Raw genomic sequence first — 17,260 nt, 5'->3', positions numbered from 1 at the left:
CCAGCGTTCGTCCTGAGCCAGGATCAAACTCTCCGATAAAAGTTTGAATAGCTCTTTAAAAATAAATCTAGAATTAACGTTGACGTATTGTCTTGTTTTGTTCAGTTTTCAAGGTTCAATGTGTATGCACTTCTCTTTGAAGCGACCCTTTAAATATTACATTATCGACTCTTGCAAGTCAATAACTTTTTTTAAAAAGTTTTTCATATTGTGTGTCGCGTTTTGCGGCAACAGATAATACTATACCACCATAAAAACCCTGGCGCAAGAGTTTTTATGGTTCTTTTTTATCTATTATTCAATATCAGTCAAATGACATTGTTTTCGTCCATTTTTCCGTAATGAATGAATATAAATAGAGTGTATTTAGTCCTGAGCGTTGCACGGATTGAATGATTGCACCAAATGATTATTTTCCATCCTCTTCAAGACGACCACTCAAAAAAAATCAACCGAGGCAAGGCCTCGGCTGTTCTGCATATCCTATTTAGTCACGATGACGCATTAACGGGAACAGTAACACGTCACGAATGGATGGGGAATTGGTTAACAGCATAACCAGTCTGTCGATCCCGATTCCAAGTCCTCCTGTTGGCGGCATTCCATATTCTAGTGCCTCGATGAAATCATTATCCATCATGTGTGCCTCATCGTTTCCTTCTTCTCTTTCTTTCAATTGTGCCTCAAAACGTTCTCTCTGATCAATTGGATCATTTAGCTCCGTGAAGGCATTGGCATGTTCACGACCAACAATGAATAGCTCAAAGCGGTCAGTGAAACGTGGATCTTCATCATTTTTCTTCGCAAGTGGAGAGATTTCTACTGGATGACCATAGATGAAAGTTGGCTGGATCAGTTTATCTTCTACTTTTTGTTCGAAGAATTCATTTACCACATGCCCATACTGCATATTGTCTTTGATTTCAATGCCGTGTTCTTTCGCCAGGGCGCGTGCTTCTTCATCGGTCATTTCTTTCCAGAAGTCTACACCAGTTTGCTCTTTAACCGCATCCACCATGTGAAGACGTGTCCACTCAGGCTCTAGATTGATTTCGTAGTCTGCATATTGAACGGTAGTAGAACCAAACACATCCTTGGCAATGTGGGCTACCAGGTTCTCAGTTAATGCCATGATATCACGGTAATCAGCGTACGCTTCGTAAAGCTCGATCATCGTAAACTCAGGGTTATGTCTTGTTGAAACTCCTTCGTTACGGAATACCCTGCCGATCTCGTATACTTTTTCAAGCCCACCGACGATTAATCGTTTTAGATGAAGCTCGATTGCGATACGCATGAATAATGGCATATCAAGAGCGTTATGATGGGTATTGAACGGGCGGGCAGATGCTCCTCCTGCGATGGCGTGCATCATTGGTGTTTCTACTTCTAAGTAACCATTGTTATCCAGATACCTTCTCATGGATTGAATGATACGGCTGCGGGCGATGAACGTTTCTTTACTTTCCTGGCTTGTAATCAGATCCAGGTAACGTTGACGGTAGCGCTGTTCAACATCCTTTAAACCATGGAATTTCTCAGGAAGCGGGCGAAGTGCTTTCGTAAGAAGGTGGAATTCCTTCGCTTTAACAGAAAGTTCCCCTACCTTGGTTTTGAATACTGTACCAGTTATCCCTACGATATCACCAAGGTCTGCTGTATTGAAAACCTCATATGCTTCTTCACCGATAGCATCATTACGGACATAGATTTGAACTTGTCCAGCCAGATCCTGCAGGTGTGCAAATCCTGCTTTTCCTTTTCCGCGCTTAGTCATGATACGACCTGCGATTGTGACAGTGATATCTTTCTCTTCTAATTCTTCTTTAGAAAATTCATCGAATTGGGATTTAATCTCGGATGAACTGTGTGTACGATCATAGCGTTTACCGAAGGGGTCCTGTCCTCTTTCACGGATCGCCTCCATTTTTTCACGTCTGACTCGAAGCTGGTCATTGATTTCTTCGTGACTCATGTGTTTCACTCCTATTCTATCTGCTTACTTTAGTAGACTATTACGATTATATACCATACTATTTTACACAATATCTATGTTTGTAACACCCCTAAAGTACGAGTAATTTAAGAAACGCACGTTGGCGTGTTGAAAACACATTAAAAAATCTAAAAAAAGGCCGTTCCAATCCAGTGACAAAGGTCACGTATTGGTTCCAGCCTTTTCTAGGATAACATAAAAAGAAATACAGGTGAATGTACGGGAATCACTCACTCCGTTCAGATTCTTCATAAGGGATCAGGTCGTGCAGTGGTATGTTCAGCACCTCTGCAACGTTCACTAAGAAATCTTCTTTCGGTATCCGACTTCCTCTTTCCACTTCTCCCAGGACCGAAACGGAGATGGAAAGCTCCTTGGCCAAGCCTTCCTGAGTGAATCCTTTTAGCTTTCTGAATGCACGAATGCGTCTTCCCCATTTATCTGTTTCCATAACCGAACTCCTTCTTTGTCAGGTATTTCGTCCAGAAATTCAACGAACGGGGCATTAAAAGACGGGTGCTCAGCACGTGGAGCCACCTCTAATAACGGGATTAATACAAATGCTCTTTCTTGCATCCTTGGGTGAGGAATGAGGAGGTTTTCTGAATCAATACTTTCGTGATTAAAGAGTAAGATATCAAGGTCAATTATTCTTGGACCCCACTTGAACTCCCTTTCCCTCCCAAGATCAACTTCCACCTGCAAGCACTGATGTAATAGAGTTTCTGGACTTAAGCTGGTACGAATTTCGATGACCATATTCAAAAATTTACCTTGTTCTGTAAATCCTACCGGGTCTGTTTCATACAGAGAGGATCGTTTCGTTACCTCTATCTTACCATGACTGCCTAAGATGTTTATGGCTTTTTCTAAATAACCGGCCCTGTCTCCCATATTGGAACCAAGGGAAATATATGCAGTGTTCATCCTATCGACTCCTATTAATCTCCACTGCCACCGATTGATAATGACCAGGAATAGGTGGATCAGGCTTGATTAGTGTAATTTTACAGCTATTTACGACTTTGAATGTTTCCAGGATACGGGAAGAGATGTCTTCAGCCACCGCTTCGACTAAATTCCTGTGCTCCCCCTCCACAACAGATTTGGTGATAGAATAGATCTCCGCATAGTTTACGGAGTCTTCAAGCTGATCACTTTGGCCTGACTTTCTTAAATCTAAATGCAACTCCACACTAACACGAAAACGTTGTCCAAGTTTGTTTTCTTCCTGGAATACACCGTGATAGCCGTAAAACTCCATTTCATTCAATAGAATCTTATCCATACATTTTCTCCTTTCCAACGAGGACATCCATCATTTTGGCCATACGCGCCATTTCCCTCACATCATGAACCCGTACAATGTGGCAGCCCTTTTGAATACCGTAGCATACTGTAGCCCCCGTCCCTTCCATCCGCTCCTCCACAGGGAGATCAAGCACATGTCCGATTATAGATTTCCGTGACGTTCCGAGAAGCACTGGATACCCGAGAGAAACGATAACATCCAGGTGCCTCATCATGTCTATGTTCAATTGTACTGTTTTGGCAAAACCAATGCCAGGATCCAGAATGATTTGTTCATCTCTTACGCCGGCTTCCTTTACCAGGAAGATGCTCTCCTGCAGATCTTGTATCGCATCCCGTACGAAGTGGCTGTAATCCTGGTTATCCCGGTTATGCATAAGAATGATCGGGGCACCGGTCTCCGCCGCTACCCGTGCCATTTCAGGATCCTTTTTCGCCCCCCATACATCGTTAATGATGCTTGCTCCTGCTTCCAACGCTTTTCTTGCCGTCGCAGCCTTATATGTGTCAATGGAGATTGGAACGCTCACTTCCCGGGAAATTGCTTCTATAATCGGCACGACCCGTGAAATTTCTTCTTCAGCAGCCACAATCTGATGTCCCGGCCGGGTCGACTCTCCACCAATATCGATTATGTCCGCACCCATTCTCACCATTTCCTTCGCACGTTCCACTGCCCCGTTTAAGTCATTGAAAGAACCACCGTCCGAAAACGAATCTGGAGTGATATTTAAGATTCCCATGATGAGGGTCTTCTGTGTAAAATCTAATTCATATTTTCCGCACTTCACTGCCTCATACCCCCTGCCTTAATTCCTCAATTGAATTCAAGTATCGTTTATATTTGGTGTACTGCTTATGGAGCACACCAACATACTTTCCATTATGGCCCGGTAAGAGCATAGAATCTATTTTATTGACCGGTATAATCTCTTGAACTGAATTTGTGAAAAACACTTCATCCGCTTCAAGTATTTCCTCTTTTTCAAACACACCGACTTGTACTGGTATATTCAAGCGGTCGGCAAGGGCAAGGATAAACTGTCGGGTGATTCCATTTAAAAGCCCGGTTTCCACCGACGGAGTGAATAATTCTCCACCCTCTACCCAGAAGAGGTTAGAGGTGATTCCTTCACAAAGGTGTCCTTGCTTTGTTAGAAAGATACCTTCCTGATCTAATGACGATCCGATTTCCCTTTTTGCCGCCATATTATTCAGGTAATGATGGGATTTGAGTCGTTCTCCTGTTTCAGGTGTGTTTCTTCTAAGCTTTAGAAACACACCTTCCTTTTCTTTTAATGGCGTGGAGAGCGGTAATTCCTTTTGAAAAAGAATCACGGTTGCGTCCTCATAAGGAGTGGTCTTCAAACCGATCTCCTCTGTTCCTCCTGACACATTGAACCGGCAATACGCATCCTTAAGGCCATTTTTCTTTAACAGCTCAGTGATGATCTGCTTTATTTTCTCCTCATTCAGGTCGGCTGCAATATTCAATTCCTTTAATCCCCGAGAAAGTCTCTTCAGATGGTCCTTTAACAAAAATGGATGACCTTCATAGGTTCGAAAGGTTTCAAATACTCCCATTCCGTACAAGTAGCCGTGATCAAATGGAGAAATGGCTGCTTCTGATAGGTGAACGATATCCCCGTTTAGATATAGATACATATTTCAGACCGTCCCGACTTTTTTATAAGCGTTAAGAAAATTCAGGAGCAGTTGCTTCCCCTGCTCCGTCATGATGGATTCAGGGTGGAATTGCACTCCCTCAACCGGGAGATATTTATGTCTGATCGCCATGATCTCACCCTGTGCCGTTTCGGCTGAGATGTCGAAGCATTCTGGAAGGGTCTCCCGTTTTACGATCAGGGAATGATACCTTGTTGCATTGAAGGGATTCGGCATCCCCTCAAAAAGCGTTTTCCCATCATGGATCATTGGGGAGACTTTACCGTGCATTAACCGTTCGGCACGAATGACGTCTCCTCCGAAAACCTGGGCGATCGACTGATGACCAAGGCAAACACCGAAAATCGGGATCTTTCCAGCGAATGTCCGAATGGCATCCAGACTTACACCTGCTTCATTCGGGCTGCAAGGTCCAGGAGAAATCATCAGATAATCCGGGGACAAAGCTTTAATCTCATCCAAGGTGATCTCATCGTTTCGTTTCACGATCAGCTCTTCCCCCAGCTCTCCTAAAAATTGAACAAGATTATAGGTGAATGAATCATAGTTATCAATCATAAGAATCATCGATTTTCTCCTTCCGCCATTGCCTTCGCTACCCAGAGAGCTTTCGCTTTCTTGAGGGATTCTTTGTATTCATGCTTTGGATTGGAATCAATCACCACTCCCGCCCCCGCTTGAATGTGCCCTTTTCCTTCTTTCACCAGCATCGTCCTTATGACGATGTTCAACTCCATATCCCCATTCACTCCGATCCAACCAATGGAGCCTGTATAAATGCCCCGTCTGACCGGTTCAAGCTCTTCGATGATCTCCATCGTCCTTACCTTAGGCGCACCTGTAATCGTTCCCCCGGGGAAAACAGATCGAATGACGTCCGCTCCCGTTTTGGTTTCATCCAGTATCCCTCTGACATTAGAGACAATGTGCATGACGTGGGAATATTTTTCAATCACCATGAACTCATTTACTTCAACTGTCCCGTATTGGCACACTTTTCCCAAGTCATTCCGTTCAAGGTCAACAAGCATTACATGCTCGGCTCTTTCTTTTTCATTATGGATCAGTTCAAGGGCAAGCCTCTCATCCTCTTCAGCATCCATGCCACGGGAGCGGGTACCTGCGATCGGTCTTGTGCTTACTTCCGTCCCTTTCTTCTTTACCAGCAGTTCCGGTGACCCGGAAACAATCTGGAAGTCCGGGCTGTGAATATAACTCATGTAAGGGGAGGGATTCAGTTCTCGCAGCTCTTTATAAACCGCGTATGGCTCGGCCTTCAACTGCTGAGACTGTCGTACAGATAAATTCACCTGAAAGACATCACCTTGTGAGATATAAGATTGAATCTTCTCCACTGCCTCTGAAAATTCTTCCTCATCCATTGACACTTCAATATTTGCCTTATCGTGATGTTCGGGATCCCCCTTTGTTTCATTCATGGATGACAGAGCATCCCTCCATGAATCTGACCAGTGTGCAAGCGTCAACTCTGCCGACTCCGGCTCTTGATCGGACAAAATCATCGTCCATAAACAATTTTCCCGGTGATCGAAGACGGCCCACTTCTTCAGGTAGTAAAAATAAAGGTCAGGAATCTCCAGGTCATCACGTCCCAAAGTAGGAAGTTTCTCAATCTTTCTTGCATAATCATAACTAAGAAACCCGATTACCCCTCCCTGGAAGTCAGGCAAACCCTCTCTTCTTGCCGTATGATAGGGGCTCATCCATTTCTCCAACTGAATCACCGGGTCTCCCGGTATCGTTTTATCTCCAGTTGAGTCTTGTATTCTCAACCCATCCGACACACTTTGTAAAATGACATCAGGTTGTAGTCCAGCAATACTATATCGTCCACCACGTCCACTCTCCAATAAAATATGATGTGTTTGAAGCTGACTAAGCTGTTCGTATGCTGAGAAAAATTGCTCTTTGGTTGAATCGTGTTTATGAAAATATAGATGCTGCACGGACCCCTCACACTCCTAATCTTTATCTCCCTTCATGATACATGAACTTCGGGAAGGTTTCATCGTTAAAAAATTGAAATTTGTGTTGGCAAATTAGGTTGTATACACAAAAAAACGGATCCTGAAGCAACGTACACTTCAGGATCCGTCATTCGATTATTATTCTTCATCGAATTGGTAAAGAGGGGTGCTTAAATAGCGTTCTCCGTTACTTGGGATGATGGCGAGCACTTTTTTACCCTTCCCTAACTTCTTCGCTACTTCAAGGGCTGCATAGATAGCTGCACCGGAAGATATCCCGCCTAGGATCCCTTCTTCCTTCGCCGCTCTTCTTGCATAATCAAAAGCGGAATCTTTATCGACCTGTATGATGTGGTCATAGACATCTGTGTCTAAAATATCAGGAATGAATCCTGCACCGATTCCCTGAATTTTATGAGGGCCGGGCTTACCTCCAGATAATACAGGGGAATCTGAAGGCTCCACAGCATATAACTCAACCGATGGATAATGTTTTTTCAACACTTCTCCAACACCGGTAATCGTCCCGCCTGTACCGATACCTGCGATGAAGGCATCAAGCTGATCACCCATCTGCTCTACAATCTCCGGTCCGGTCGTTTCTCGATGAACTTTAGGATTAGCCTCATTTTTAAATTGCTGCGGCATGAAGAAGCCTTTTTCTTTCGCTAATTCTTCGGCTTTGCGTATGGCTCCGCCCATCCCTTCAGCTCCTGGCGTTAACACCAATTCGGCACCGTATGCACGTAAAAGGTTCCGTCGTTCCATGCTCATCGTGTCCGGCATAACGAGTAAAGAACGGTACCCTTTAGCTGCAGCGACCATGGCCAGGCCGATACCCGTGTTACCACTCGTCGGTTCCACAATCGTATCTCCCGGTTTAATCGTACCTGATGCTTCCCCCGCTTCGATCATCGCCAGGGCGATTCGATCTTTCACGGAGCTTCCGGGGTTCATATATTCTAATTTCAAATATACATCTGCACTATTTTCATCTACTAATCGATTCAGTTTTACCACTGGAGTCTGACCTATTAATTCCGAAATTGAATTGGCTACTCTCACCATTCATTCATCACTCCTAATTCCAAGTAAATTTGTTGGTTTTAATAAAATGTAACAATATTCAATTAATTTGTCAACGATAAAGCACTTCTTTCCCGGGACACCTCTCCGCTCACGCCCGGTTATATTGTCTACCTGTTCACTCACCTACATATATACGCGCCTAACACTTATCCTATGTTTCGTTGGGAGTAATCGAAGTATGTAAAAGGAGCTGACTTAAGCCAGCTCCTCCTTTACTCCTGCTTACCGTAAAACCACTCGACTTTCAACTCATCCCAGAAGGATTCCGGCTTAAGTGGAGTTTCTACCTGTTCCAACGCAATTTGTCTGCGGATTTGTGATTTTACGTCTTTGTATGAAAAATGTCTTTCCTTCAGGATTTCATCTACATAATAAATCATATACTCTGATTCCTGTTGAATAGGCTCTGTCCATTCACCCTGTGATAGGGTCTCTACCTCAGACTTCGCTTGCGGGGAAAGTATATCCCCATCGAGGGGAATATATCCTATGTCCCCTCCCAAATGAGCGCTCTCCTCATCGATTGAACGCTCTATGGCTAACGCTTCAAAGTTAGAACCGGCTTCAAGTTCCTTCAGAACCTGGTCTGCTTCTCCCTGATCTGCTACCTTCAGCTGTTTCAGCTTGTACATTTTAGAAATTGAATATTGGTCTTCATTCTGATTATAGAATTTTTTTAACTCTTTTTCAGGAACTTGGACATCCTTCGTGATGAGTTCCTCTAATAGTAATTCAGATTTAATTTTCTCCTTTAGAGTATCTTCATCTTCAAGGTTCTCTTCATCATACGCATTATACACGGATTGAATAAGGTAGTACTCCTGCTCTACTTCCTTATTCGATACGGAAATATCGTATTCCTTCGCTAATTGATCGATTACTTTCTGATTGACCATTGCCCTCAGCTCTTCTTTACCATGTTGTTGCTCAAGTGCATACAACCAATCCTCCCGGGTCACGGATTCTCCGCCAACCGATGCCACGACTTCAGGGGTACCCACTTTCCCCGAGGACCAGTTCCACACAAGTGTGATCAGATTTGTGACAAGTAATACCCCAATGATCACCATGAGTATTGACCGTTTAATTCTCATTTCTCCCATTCTCCCTGGATGTGATTTATTGCTTAGCGCTTACCTTTAGTTCTTCTAATTCCTCTTTTGAAAATACATAGGTTTCGTTACAGAAGTGACAGCTTGCTTCCGCACTTCCATCTTCATCAATCATCTCTTGAATTTCCTGCTCTCCTAAGCTGATGATGGCATTTGAAAAGCGCTCTTTATTGCATTGGCACTTAAATGCCACCGGAAGTGTCTCCAGTACTTTGACTTCCCCTTTTCCAAGTACTTCTTCTAATACCTCTTCTGGAGTAAGACCTTTTTCAATCAATTTTGAGATCGGAGGGATTTTAGCCAAGCGTTCCTCAATCTTCGTAATCGTTTCGTCGTCTGTTCCCGGCATAAGCTGGAGGATGAATCCTCCTGCAGCAAGAATCGAGTTATCCGGATTGACTAATACACCAACTCCTACGGATGAAGGCACTTGTTCTGAAGTCACGAAATAATACGTAAAGTCTTCTCCAAGCTCTCCTGAAACGATAGGAACTTGACCAGAGAAATGATCCCTCATACCAATATCTTTTACAACCGATAACGTTCCCGTTGTACCAACCGCACGACGGACATCAAGCTTTCCATGCTCATTCAGATCAAAGTGGACATGTGGATTGGTCACGTACCCTCTGACTTCCCCTTTTGCATTACTGTCCACAAGAATGGCTCCTATCGGACCGCCACCTTCTACTTTGATCGTTAATTTATTTTCGCCCTTAAGCATAGCCCCCATCATCACACCCGCACTAATGCTGCGACCCAACGCCGCTGATGCAGTCGGCCATGTACCATGTCTTCTTTGTGCCTCTCCTACTGTGTCCGTACTTTTCACTGCATAAGCTCTGACTTGCCCATTATAGGCTAATGCTTTTACTAAATAGTCGCTCATGGTTGAAGCTCCTTTCACTTTAGTTCATATTTCTCTTGTAGATTAATTTTAAGCCTTTTAACGTCAGAAAAGGATCTACCACGTCAATGCTATTGGATTCTTTCGATATCAGTGTCGCTAATCCTCCCGTTGCAATGACCGTTGGCTCCTTCTTACTTTGTACCTTCATTCTTTGAACGATACCTTCTACTTGTCCCACATATCCATAAAGAATCCCTGCCTGCATAGCTGTAACGGTATTCTTCCCAATGATCTGTTCAGGACGTGCGATTTCAATCCTTGGAAGTTTGGCAGCCTTCGAGTACAGGGCTTCCGTTGATATTCCTATTCCAGGGGCGATCGCTCCACCCATATATTGTCGTTCTTCATTGATATAGCAATACGTTGTCGCTGTACCGAAGTCAACGATAATAAGAGGACCTCCGTATTCGTGGATGCCAGCGACAGCATTGACGATTCGGTCTGCTCCTACTTCCCTTGGATTTTCATATTTAATATTCAAACCTGTCTTAATACCAGGACCAACGACAAGGGGAGTAATATGAAAATACTTCTCACACATGCGTTCCAAACTAAACATAATCGGAGGAACAACAGAAGAAATGATGATCCCGTCAATTTCCTCAAACGTCAGATTCACATGTTCAAATAAATTCTTTACAAGCATGCCAAACTCATCTTCCGTTTTATGTCGATTCGTTTCAGCTCTCCAATGATATTTTAAATGGTCATTTTCATATACACCAAACACAATATTGGTATTCCCTACATCCATTACAAAAATCAATATCCTCACCTACTAAACCAATTGTTTTCACACTGCCAACATCATACCATAATTTATTTAGAATAGGTACAAAAGCGGAACCGGCTTGGTAAGACCCGACAAGCATAAGATGAATGGGCCGGGAAGGCGTTTTTTGCCTTCTTGGACCATTTGGCTTATGACCTCGAGGGTCTAGCCGGTGGAGCTGGATGAGTACAAAAGCGTAAGGGCTTTGCCTAGAGGCGACAAGCATAAGGCGAACCGGCCGGAAAGGCGTTTTTGCCTTTTTGGCTGGTTTGACTTATGACCTCGAGCCTCTAAGCCCTGGAGCTGGATAATACAAAAGCGGAACCGGCTTGGTCAGACCCGACAAGCATAAGATGAATGGGCCGGGAAGGCGTTTTTTGCCTTCTTGGGCCATTTAGCTTATGACCTCGAGGGACTAGCCGGTGGAGCTGGATGAGTACAAAAGCGCAAGGGCTTTGCCTAGAGGCGACAAGCAGAAGTTACAGTAATCAAAAAAGGATGCACCCATAAATGGATGCATCCCTCATTATTACGTGCGATCAGAGTTAGAATCGTCTTCTTTTGAAGCCGTATCTTCCTCGATTACCGTCTCTTCATTTTTCTTTTGGATATTCACCTTTACGTCACTGTTTTCCTTGTCGGATTCATATGTGCGTTCCGGCAGTTTGCCGTGATCCATTAATGACTTGATCTGTGCGGCATCCAACGTTTCAACATCTAATAATGTTTTGGCAATGAGTTCAAGCTTGTCACGATTTTCAGTAAGAATTCGCTTCGCTCTCTCATAGCTCTCTTTAATGAGACGTTGCATTTCTAAGTCAATCTCATAAGCGATGGCATCTGAATAGTTTTGTTCACTATTGATGTCACGTCCAAGGAATACTTGACCACCTTGGGATTGACCGAACTGTAGTGGTCCGAGCTTATCGCTCATACCATATTCTGTGACCATCTTACGGGCGATTCCAGTTGCACGTTGGAAGTCATTGTGCGCACCAGTGGATACATCTCCGAAGATGATTTCCTCTGCTACACGACCACCGAGTAATCCGGTAATCTTATCCAGAAGCTCTGGCTTCGTCATAAAGTAACGATCTTCTTTTGGAAGCATGACGGCATATCCGCCTGCCTGACCTCGTGGAACGATGGTCACCTTATGTACCATATCTGCTTCATCAAGGACTAACCCGATCACGGTGTGACCTGCTTCATGGAATGCCACGATTTTGCGTTCTTTTTCTGATATGACTTTGCTCTTCTTGGCAGGACCTGCAATGACACGGTCGGTCGCTTCGTCAATATCACGCATATCAATTTTCTTCTTGTCTTCACGAGCCGCAACAAGTGCTGCTTCGTTCAGAAGGTTTTCTAAATCGGCTCCAGAGAAGCCTGGTGTTCTCATTGCAATCGACTTTAGATCGACTGAATCATCAAGCGGTTTGTTTTTAGAGTGTACTTTAAGAACAGCTTCACGACCTCTTAAGTCTGGACGATCTACTGTGATTTGACGGTCGAAACGTCCTGGACGTAATAGTGCTGGATCCAGAATGTCAGGTCGGTTCGTTGCAGCAACGATGATGATTCCTTCGTTCGCTCCGAAACCATCCATCTCAACAAGCAGCTGATTCAGGGTTTGCTCACGCTCATCGTGTCCTCCACCCAGTCCTGCTCCACGTTGACGACCGACTGCATCAATCTCATCAATGAAAATGATACAAGGGGCATTCTTCTTCGCATTTTCGAATAAATCACGTACACGAGATGCACCGACACCGACAAACATCTCAACGAAATCGGAACCACTGATTGAGAAGAATGGAACTCCGGCTTCTCCAGCTACCGCTCGTGCTAGTAAGGTTTTACCTGTACCAGGAGGTCCCACTAGAAGGACACCCTTTGGAATACGGGCACCAACTTCAGAGAACTTGCGTGGATCCTTTAAGAATTCCACTACTTCTACAAGCTCCTGTTTTTCTTCATCTGCTCCCGCTACGTCTTTAAAGCGGACTTTCTTCTTCTCTTCACTGTAAAGCTTTGCCTTACTCTTACCGAAGTTCATAACACGGCTACCGCCGCCTTGAGCTTGGTTAAGCAAGAAGAAGAACAGAATGAAGATGATAACAAACGGAATGATGGTAGTGAAGAAAGATACCCAGCCGCTCGTTTCCTTGGCCTGCAATACTTCCACATCGATGCCTTGCTCCGATGCAGCCGCATTGATCTTATCCATCAGCTTTCCATCTGTGGTAAGGACATAGGTCAAGAAGTACTCTCCTTCTTTAGCCCCTTCCATTTGTCCTTTTACTTCATAAACACCTCTGCCAGGCTGAATTGAAAAAGAAGAAACATCTCCGTCTTCAAGGTTATTAATAAATGTACTGTACTCGATATTTTTGGTTGGCTCGTTGTTGTTACTGAAATAACTCACCACACCTATAATCACTAAAAAGACTAGTAAATAGAATATGGTGTTTCGAAAGATCCGGTTCATCCCTTACCTCCTCCCACGGGTAAACAAACTAAGTAAAATAGTATCATAGAAAATCATGGCATTACAACAAATTGCACTTACAAGATTCCTCTTTAGAATATACTTATTCTCCTGTTGTATACACTCTTGGTTTTAAAACACCGATATACGGCAAATTACGATATCTTTCAGCGTAATCAAGGCCATATCCGACCACGAACTCGTCAGGGACAATAAAGCCCACGTAGTCCGCTTTGATATCTGCTTTACGACCGGTTGGTTTGTCAAGCAGCGTCACAATGCTGATGGATTTCGCTTTGCGATAGCGGAAAAGTTCCACTAGATAGCTCAATGTTAATCCGCTGTCGATGATATCTTCAATGATGAGGATATCGCGGCCTTCCACCTTTGTATCTAAATCTTTTACAATCTTTACTTCTCCTGAAGAGACAGTAGAGTTCCCGTAGCTGGATACATCCATGAAATCCATTTCCATATGGGTATCCATACGCTTGCATAGGTCAGCCATAAATGGCATCGCACCTTTTAACACACCAATTGCCAAAGGAAAGCGGTCTTGGTAATCCTCTGTTAATTGTGCACCCAATGCTTTAATCTTTTCCTGAAGTTCTTCTTCTGAAATTAACACTTTCTCAATATCCTGGTTTAACACTGTTCAACTGCCTCCTAGAAGATGATTGCTTGTAAATTGTAGTACTAAACTATTCTCTTGCTCTTCTCCCAAATCGTAAACAGATTTCTTTAATCCCGGAACCCAGAGGATATGGTTATCTGCATCCACTACTATCGGCCACTCCTTGCGAAGGTGAGCAGGATGTTTATGATCGATAAAGAGGGTTTTAAGCTTCTTAGAGCCTTCCATCCCCTTCACTTTCATTCTATCCTTACTTCTTCTCGTTCGCACATAAAGTGGAAGGGACACAGCACCTGGATCAAGATAGATCACATCGCCGGTACGATCCACAACGGAGGGGGAAGACTGGAGAAGGAATTGATATCCACCTTGGATGTCAAGCCTGTTGTTAGCCTGCAGTTCATGACAATACGGAACCTCGGTTACGGATAATTCTCCAAAGTGAAAATAGCATGTATGATACGCACGCGTTACCTTTAGCCCCCTTGGTAAATCTAAGCTGGCATTCGGCGTTTTTCCTTTTAAAATACCCAATACATCGTAAATATGTATAGACGATAAGGAAGATGGTCTTAGTTTGTAAAGATAGTTTAATATTAGATTAATCCCTCTCCTTTGTAAAGGCTGAGCCATTGCAAGAAAACCATCAATATGTAAAGAGGAGTAATCCCCGGTGTTATTCCATACCTTATTCAACTTTTCCTTTGTTAATTCCTCTAAATATGCTTCATCTTCCGCCAGTTCTTCACTAAAGCGCTGGAATTGTAAATGCACCTGAGGATTTTCCTGTTTTAAGAATGGAAGGATTCTCTTTCTAAACCGGTTCCTCGTATAATCTTCCTTCTGATTACTTGGATCTCTTCGAGGGTGCAGAGAATGTCGATCACAATACTTCTCGATTTCCATTTTTGTCACAGATAGGAACGGACGGATGATCTCACCGTCAGCAAATGAGCGCTTCAAAGGAATACCGGCTCTGCTGGTTCCGGATGCCCCCCGGGTCAATTTCATGAGGATGGTTTCTACTTGATCGTCCCCGTGGTGTCCCAGGGCCAGCTTGGTAGCTGATCCCTCTTTCATGACATCTTGTAAGAATTGATAACGGACCTGGCGGGCTTTATCCTGCATACTTCCATTTTCAGCTTCGAACTCCTTAGTAACATCCACTCTTTCTCCGTAAAAGGGGATGTCCCGCTGGGTGCAGAAATCCTGAACGAACAGAAGCTCCTGAAAGGATTCGTCCCCCCTGAACATATGATCAAGGTGGGCAGCCGCAAGTTCTATGCCCAACTCCTCTTTGCTCGAGTCAAGAAAATGAAGCAGCGCCAGGGAATCCGGGCCTCCTGATACTGCTACCATGATGCGATCGCCTTCTTGAATGAGCCCGTGATCTTCAATAAATCGTTTTGTCGTATGCTCTAACATTGTGCTTCCTCTTCCTAAAACCATTTTCCTCATTGTATCAATTTCTCCTGCATTCTCACACTGTTACGCTACATCAATTCACCATAAATATACAAAACGTACAACAGAGATACAATGATTACTACCAGCACAGTCTCCAGAAAGTGACTTGATTTTTTATTCCGCTGGTTCTGATATCTGCTTGTGTGGGTGGAAGATGTTCTTATTGTGGAGCTTTTCGGGACTGACCTTTGGGCTCTGGGCTTCGGTTTGGACTGATGAACGGTTTGAGCATGTGAAAGTCCGTGTAAAAGGCTCTCTCTCATTTCACTGGCGGATAGGAATTTCCCTTCCAGGGCGTCCTTGATCGTACCTGCAAACCTTTTTAATTGTTCCTTTGAATCGACAGCCTGCCTTAGTTGTTTTATATTCCCTTCTGAAGCCTTACTGAAACGAGATGGATAGGCTAAATTAATGAGAATCATCCCTACAGAGAAAAGATCATAGGAAGGTTCCGCCCTCCTCGATCCCCCTATCCAATATCCACGATCAAAAAACTCCGTGAACTCCTTAATGGCACGGCCATTAATCGTCGTGCCTCCAACATCTATACAGCGAATTCTGTAAGGAGGACCCGTCACGATCAAGTTTTCCGGCTTTAAATCCCCGAAGACCCATCCTTCCTTATGAATTCGCTCCAGGTCTGTAAGTAACTGGGCGATGAGTACACCTGTCCAGGAAAACCCCTTAGACTGTACAAATGACAGCAGGTCGGCACCCTGTATATACTCCATCACATAGAAATGGATTTTTTTACCCCTTACCTCCCAATCATCCACATCAAGTAGCTTTGGCCCAAGGGGAGAGCCTTGGACCTTGGAGAAAGCTTTTAATACATTGACTTCTGATGTGATCGACACATTACTGTCGCTCATTTTTAGCGCCTGGTATCCTGATGATCCCTGCACAAGATATACCATTCCATTTGCGCCAAATCCCAATTCTTTCACAACAGTATAAATATGCTTATACCACTTTCCTCTAATAACGGTTCCAGGTGGGAAACTATATGGTTTCTTCGAAGTATTGTTCATCATCGCCACGAGAGAGCAATCCCCTTAGTGAACGTTTTTTCTTGAAATGTGTAATGGCTTCTGAGATCGCCGGTCCCGTTGGAGTGATACCGCCTGGAGACAATTTAGAGAAAATACTCGTTAACGTTTCAAGCCTTGGTGTCCAATCCAGCAATTTTTCGACATCTTGTCGTTTCCCGGGAAATACAAACACAGAAAACTTGTTATCACCCATTCGGGCATTCAGGCTCAATGACAGGTCCAGCAAGGCTTCTTTCACCGTCGGAAGCTTATGTTTCATACTTGCGGACGTATCGACAAGAATCAACACTTCCATATCAACGGATTCACCCAGTTCATCGACTACTTCCATGACTTCTCCGCGTTGTTCGGGTGGAAGCTCCTCCATGGATGAAGATTTACCAAGGATTTGCTTCAACTCTTTATTCACAACTCCCTGCAAGGTCTGTGTCATTGCTTTACGCGTGACCATCTGTACCGTTTGAGAAAGCGTTTCCGCATATACAATCTGGCTCACCCCACCCCCCGATAGAGCAATCCCTTCAATTTCCTGCATACCATTATCATCTATGACATCATTGTCCATTACTCCAATCACATTGACCGAGATTCCCTGCTCCTTGGCAAGGGCTGCCATCGCAATTGGATCTTCTCCTTGATTCGAGCAACCATCCGTAATTAAAAGAATTTGACGAAGTGTACCTGGCTTCATCAGACTCCCCTCCTCATTCTAAAGTTGATATCATCTTCGCCGAATCAGGAGGGATTTATAC

17 protein-coding genes are annotated in these 17,260 nt (G+C 43.9%); all 17 read right to left on the bottom strand.

The genetic code is table 11. The features are described from left to right. Nucleotides 1-487: 487 nt before the first annotated feature. The 17 genes from lysS to BAA9072_RS20305 all read right to left on the bottom strand — a co-directional run bounded on the left by lysS (nucleotide 488) and on the right by BAA9072_RS20305 (nucleotide 17,199). Complete coding sequence (lysS, locus tag BAA9072_RS20385) at nucleotides 488-1,984, bottom strand: lysine--tRNA ligase (protein ID WP_201716483.1); 1,497 nt, start codon at nucleotides 1,982-1,984, stop codon at nucleotides 488-490. A 238-nt stretch (nucleotides 1,985-2,222) separates the two neighbouring features. Then, nucleotides 2,223-2,447, bottom strand: a complete 225-nt coding sequence (locus tag BAA9072_RS20380) for a helix-turn-helix domain-containing protein (protein ID WP_201716482.1) — start codon at nucleotides 2,445-2,447, stop codon at nucleotides 2,223-2,225. Then, nucleotides 2,399-2,923 (bottom strand): 2-amino-4-hydroxy-6-hydroxymethyldihydropteridine diphosphokinase, encoded by a 525-nt coding sequence (gene folK, locus BAA9072_RS20375; RefSeq protein WP_201716481.1) that lies wholly within the window; start codon nucleotides 2,921-2,923, stop codon nucleotides 2,399-2,401. The genes BAA9072_RS20380 and folK overlap by 49 nt, the downstream gene beginning before the upstream one ends. A 1-nt stretch (nucleotide 2,924) precedes the next feature. Continuing rightward, nucleotides 2,925-3,284 carry a dihydroneopterin aldolase gene (gene folB, locus BAA9072_RS20370; protein WP_201716480.1) on the bottom strand — a complete coding sequence of 120 codons (360 nt, stop codon included), beginning with the start codon at nucleotides 3,282-3,284 and terminating at the stop codon, nucleotides 2,925-2,927. After that, a complete protein-coding gene (gene folP, locus BAA9072_RS20365; protein WP_201716487.1) occupies nucleotides 3,277-4,050 on the bottom strand; it encodes a dihydropteroate synthase in 774 nt (257 codons plus the stop codon). The genes folB and folP overlap by 8 nt, the downstream gene beginning before the upstream one ends. A gap of 52 nt (nucleotides 4,051-4,102) precedes the next feature. After that, a complete protein-coding gene (gene pabC / locus BAA9072_RS20360; protein WP_201716479.1) occupies nucleotides 4,103-4,972 on the bottom strand; it encodes an aminodeoxychorismate lyase in 870 nt (289 codons plus the stop codon). Between the two features lie 3 nt (nucleotides 4,973-4,975). Then, a complete protein-coding gene (gene pabA / locus BAA9072_RS20355; RefSeq protein WP_201716478.1) occupies nucleotides 4,976-5,560 on the bottom strand; it encodes an aminodeoxychorismate/anthranilate synthase component II in 585 nt (194 codons plus the stop codon). Further along, complete coding sequence (pabB, locus tag BAA9072_RS20350; RefSeq protein ID WP_201716477.1) at nucleotides 5,557-6,960, bottom strand: aminodeoxychorismate synthase, component I; 1,404 nt, start codon at nucleotides 6,958-6,960, stop codon at nucleotides 5,557-5,559. The genes pabA and pabB overlap by 4 nt, the downstream gene beginning before the upstream one ends. Nucleotides 6,961-7,119: 159 nt before the next feature. Beyond that, nucleotides 7,120-8,049 (bottom strand): cysteine synthase A, encoded by a 930-nt coding sequence (gene cysK, locus BAA9072_RS20345; RefSeq protein ID WP_201716476.1) that lies wholly within the window; start codon nucleotides 8,047-8,049, stop codon nucleotides 7,120-7,122. Nucleotides 8,050-8,282: 233 nt separating this feature from the next. After that, on the bottom strand, nucleotides 8,283-9,164 hold the full coding sequence (locus tag BAA9072_RS20340) for a peptidyl-prolyl cis-trans isomerase (RefSeq protein ID WP_201716475.1): 882 nt from the start codon (nucleotides 9,162-9,164) through the stop codon (nucleotides 8,283-8,285). Nucleotides 9,165-9,189: 25 nt separating this feature from the next. Beyond that, on the bottom strand, nucleotides 9,190-10,071 hold the full coding sequence (gene hslO, locus BAA9072_RS20335) for an Hsp33 family molecular chaperone HslO (protein WP_201716474.1): 882 nt from the start codon (nucleotides 10,069-10,071) through the stop codon (nucleotides 9,190-9,192). Nucleotides 10,072-10,090: 19 nt separating this feature from the next. Then, nucleotides 10,091-10,858, bottom strand: coding sequence for a type III pantothenate kinase (locus BAA9072_RS20330; protein WP_201716473.1), 768 nt, complete (start codon nucleotides 10,856-10,858; stop codon nucleotides 10,091-10,093). A gap of 535 nt (nucleotides 10,859-11,393) precedes the next feature. Further along, nucleotides 11,394-13,355, bottom strand: a complete 1,962-nt coding sequence (ftsH, locus tag BAA9072_RS20325) for an ATP-dependent zinc metalloprotease FtsH (RefSeq protein ID WP_201716472.1) — start codon at nucleotides 13,353-13,355, stop codon at nucleotides 11,394-11,396. A 103-nt stretch (nucleotides 13,356-13,458) separates the two neighbouring features. Then, nucleotides 13,459-14,007, bottom strand: a complete 549-nt coding sequence (gene hpt, locus BAA9072_RS20320) for a hypoxanthine phosphoribosyltransferase (RefSeq protein ID WP_201716471.1) — start codon at nucleotides 14,005-14,007, stop codon at nucleotides 13,459-13,461. A 3-nt stretch (nucleotides 14,008-14,010) separates the two neighbouring features. Beyond that, a complete protein-coding gene (gene tilS / locus BAA9072_RS20315) occupies nucleotides 14,011-15,414 on the bottom strand; it encodes a tRNA lysidine(34) synthetase TilS (RefSeq protein ID WP_201716470.1) in 1,404 nt (467 codons plus the stop codon). Between the two features lie 68 nt (nucleotides 15,415-15,482). Beyond that, on the bottom strand, nucleotides 15,483-16,490 hold the full coding sequence (locus BAA9072_RS20310) for a protein kinase domain-containing protein (protein WP_201716486.1): 1,008 nt from the start codon (nucleotides 16,488-16,490) through the stop codon (nucleotides 15,483-15,485). Continuing rightward, complete coding sequence (locus tag BAA9072_RS20305; RefSeq protein WP_201716469.1) at nucleotides 16,459-17,199, bottom strand: VWA domain-containing protein; 741 nt, start codon at nucleotides 17,197-17,199, stop codon at nucleotides 16,459-16,461. Before BAA9072_RS20305 ends, BAA9072_RS20310 begins: the two co-directional genes overlap by 32 nt. Between the last annotated feature and the right edge of the window lie 61 nt (nucleotides 17,200-17,260).

The organism is Rossellomorea arthrocnemi (genome assembly GCF_904424705.1).
Taxonomy (GTDB): domain Bacteria; phylum Bacillota; class Bacilli; order Bacillales; family Bacillaceae_B; genus Rossellomorea; species Rossellomorea arthrocnemi.
Note: the sequence above shows the minus strand (reverse complement) of the source record. Positions and strands in the feature narration are given on the sequence as shown.

What these genes read in the sequence shown, in the direction of transcription:
- BAA9072_RS20380 (WP_201716482.1), bottom strand. Translation starts at nt 2,447, where the DNA reads ATGGAAACAGATAAATGGGGAAGACGCATTCGTGCATTCAGAAAGCTA.
- BAA9072_RS20310 (WP_201716486.1), bottom strand. Translation starts at nt 16,490, where the DNA reads ATGATGAACAATACTTCGAAGAAACCATATAGTTTCCCACCTGGAACC.
- cysK (WP_201716476.1), bottom strand. Translation starts at nt 8,049, where the DNA reads ATGGTGAGAGTAGCCAATTCAATTTCGGAATTAATAGGTCAGACTCCA.
- pabA (WP_201716478.1), bottom strand. Translation starts at nt 5,560, where the DNA reads ATGATTCTTATGATTGATAACTATGATTCATTCACCTATAATCTTGTT.
- folK (WP_201716481.1), bottom strand. Translation starts at nt 2,923, where the DNA reads ATGAACACTGCATATATTTCCCTTGGTTCCAATATGGGAGACAGGGCC.
- folB (WP_201716480.1), bottom strand. Translation starts at nt 3,284, where the DNA reads ATGGATAAGATTCTATTGAATGAAATGGAGTTTTACGGCTATCACGGT.
- BAA9072_RS20340 (WP_201716475.1), bottom strand. Translation starts at nt 9,164, where the DNA reads ATGAGAATTAAACGGTCAATACTCATGGTGATCATTGGGGTATTACTT.
- ftsH (WP_201716472.1), bottom strand. Translation starts at nt 13,355, where the DNA reads ATGAACCGGATCTTTCGAAACACCATATTCTATTTACTAGTCTTTTTA.
- hslO (WP_201716474.1), bottom strand. Translation starts at nt 10,071, where the DNA reads ATGAGCGACTATTTAGTAAAAGCATTAGCCTATAATGGGCAAGTCAGA.
- BAA9072_RS20305 (WP_201716469.1), bottom strand. Translation starts at nt 17,199, where the DNA reads ATGAAGCCAGGTACACTTCGTCAAATTCTTTTAATTACGGATGGTTGC.
- folP (WP_201716487.1), bottom strand. Translation starts at nt 4,050, where the DNA reads ATGGGAATCTTAAATATCACTCCAGATTCGTTTTCGGACGGTGGTTCT.
- tilS (WP_201716470.1), bottom strand. Translation starts at nt 15,414, where the DNA reads ATGTTAGAGCATACGACAAAACGATTTATTGAAGATCACGGGCTCATT.
- pabC (WP_201716479.1), bottom strand. Translation starts at nt 4,972, where the DNA reads ATGTATCTATATCTAAACGGGGATATCGTTCACCTATCAGAAGCAGCC.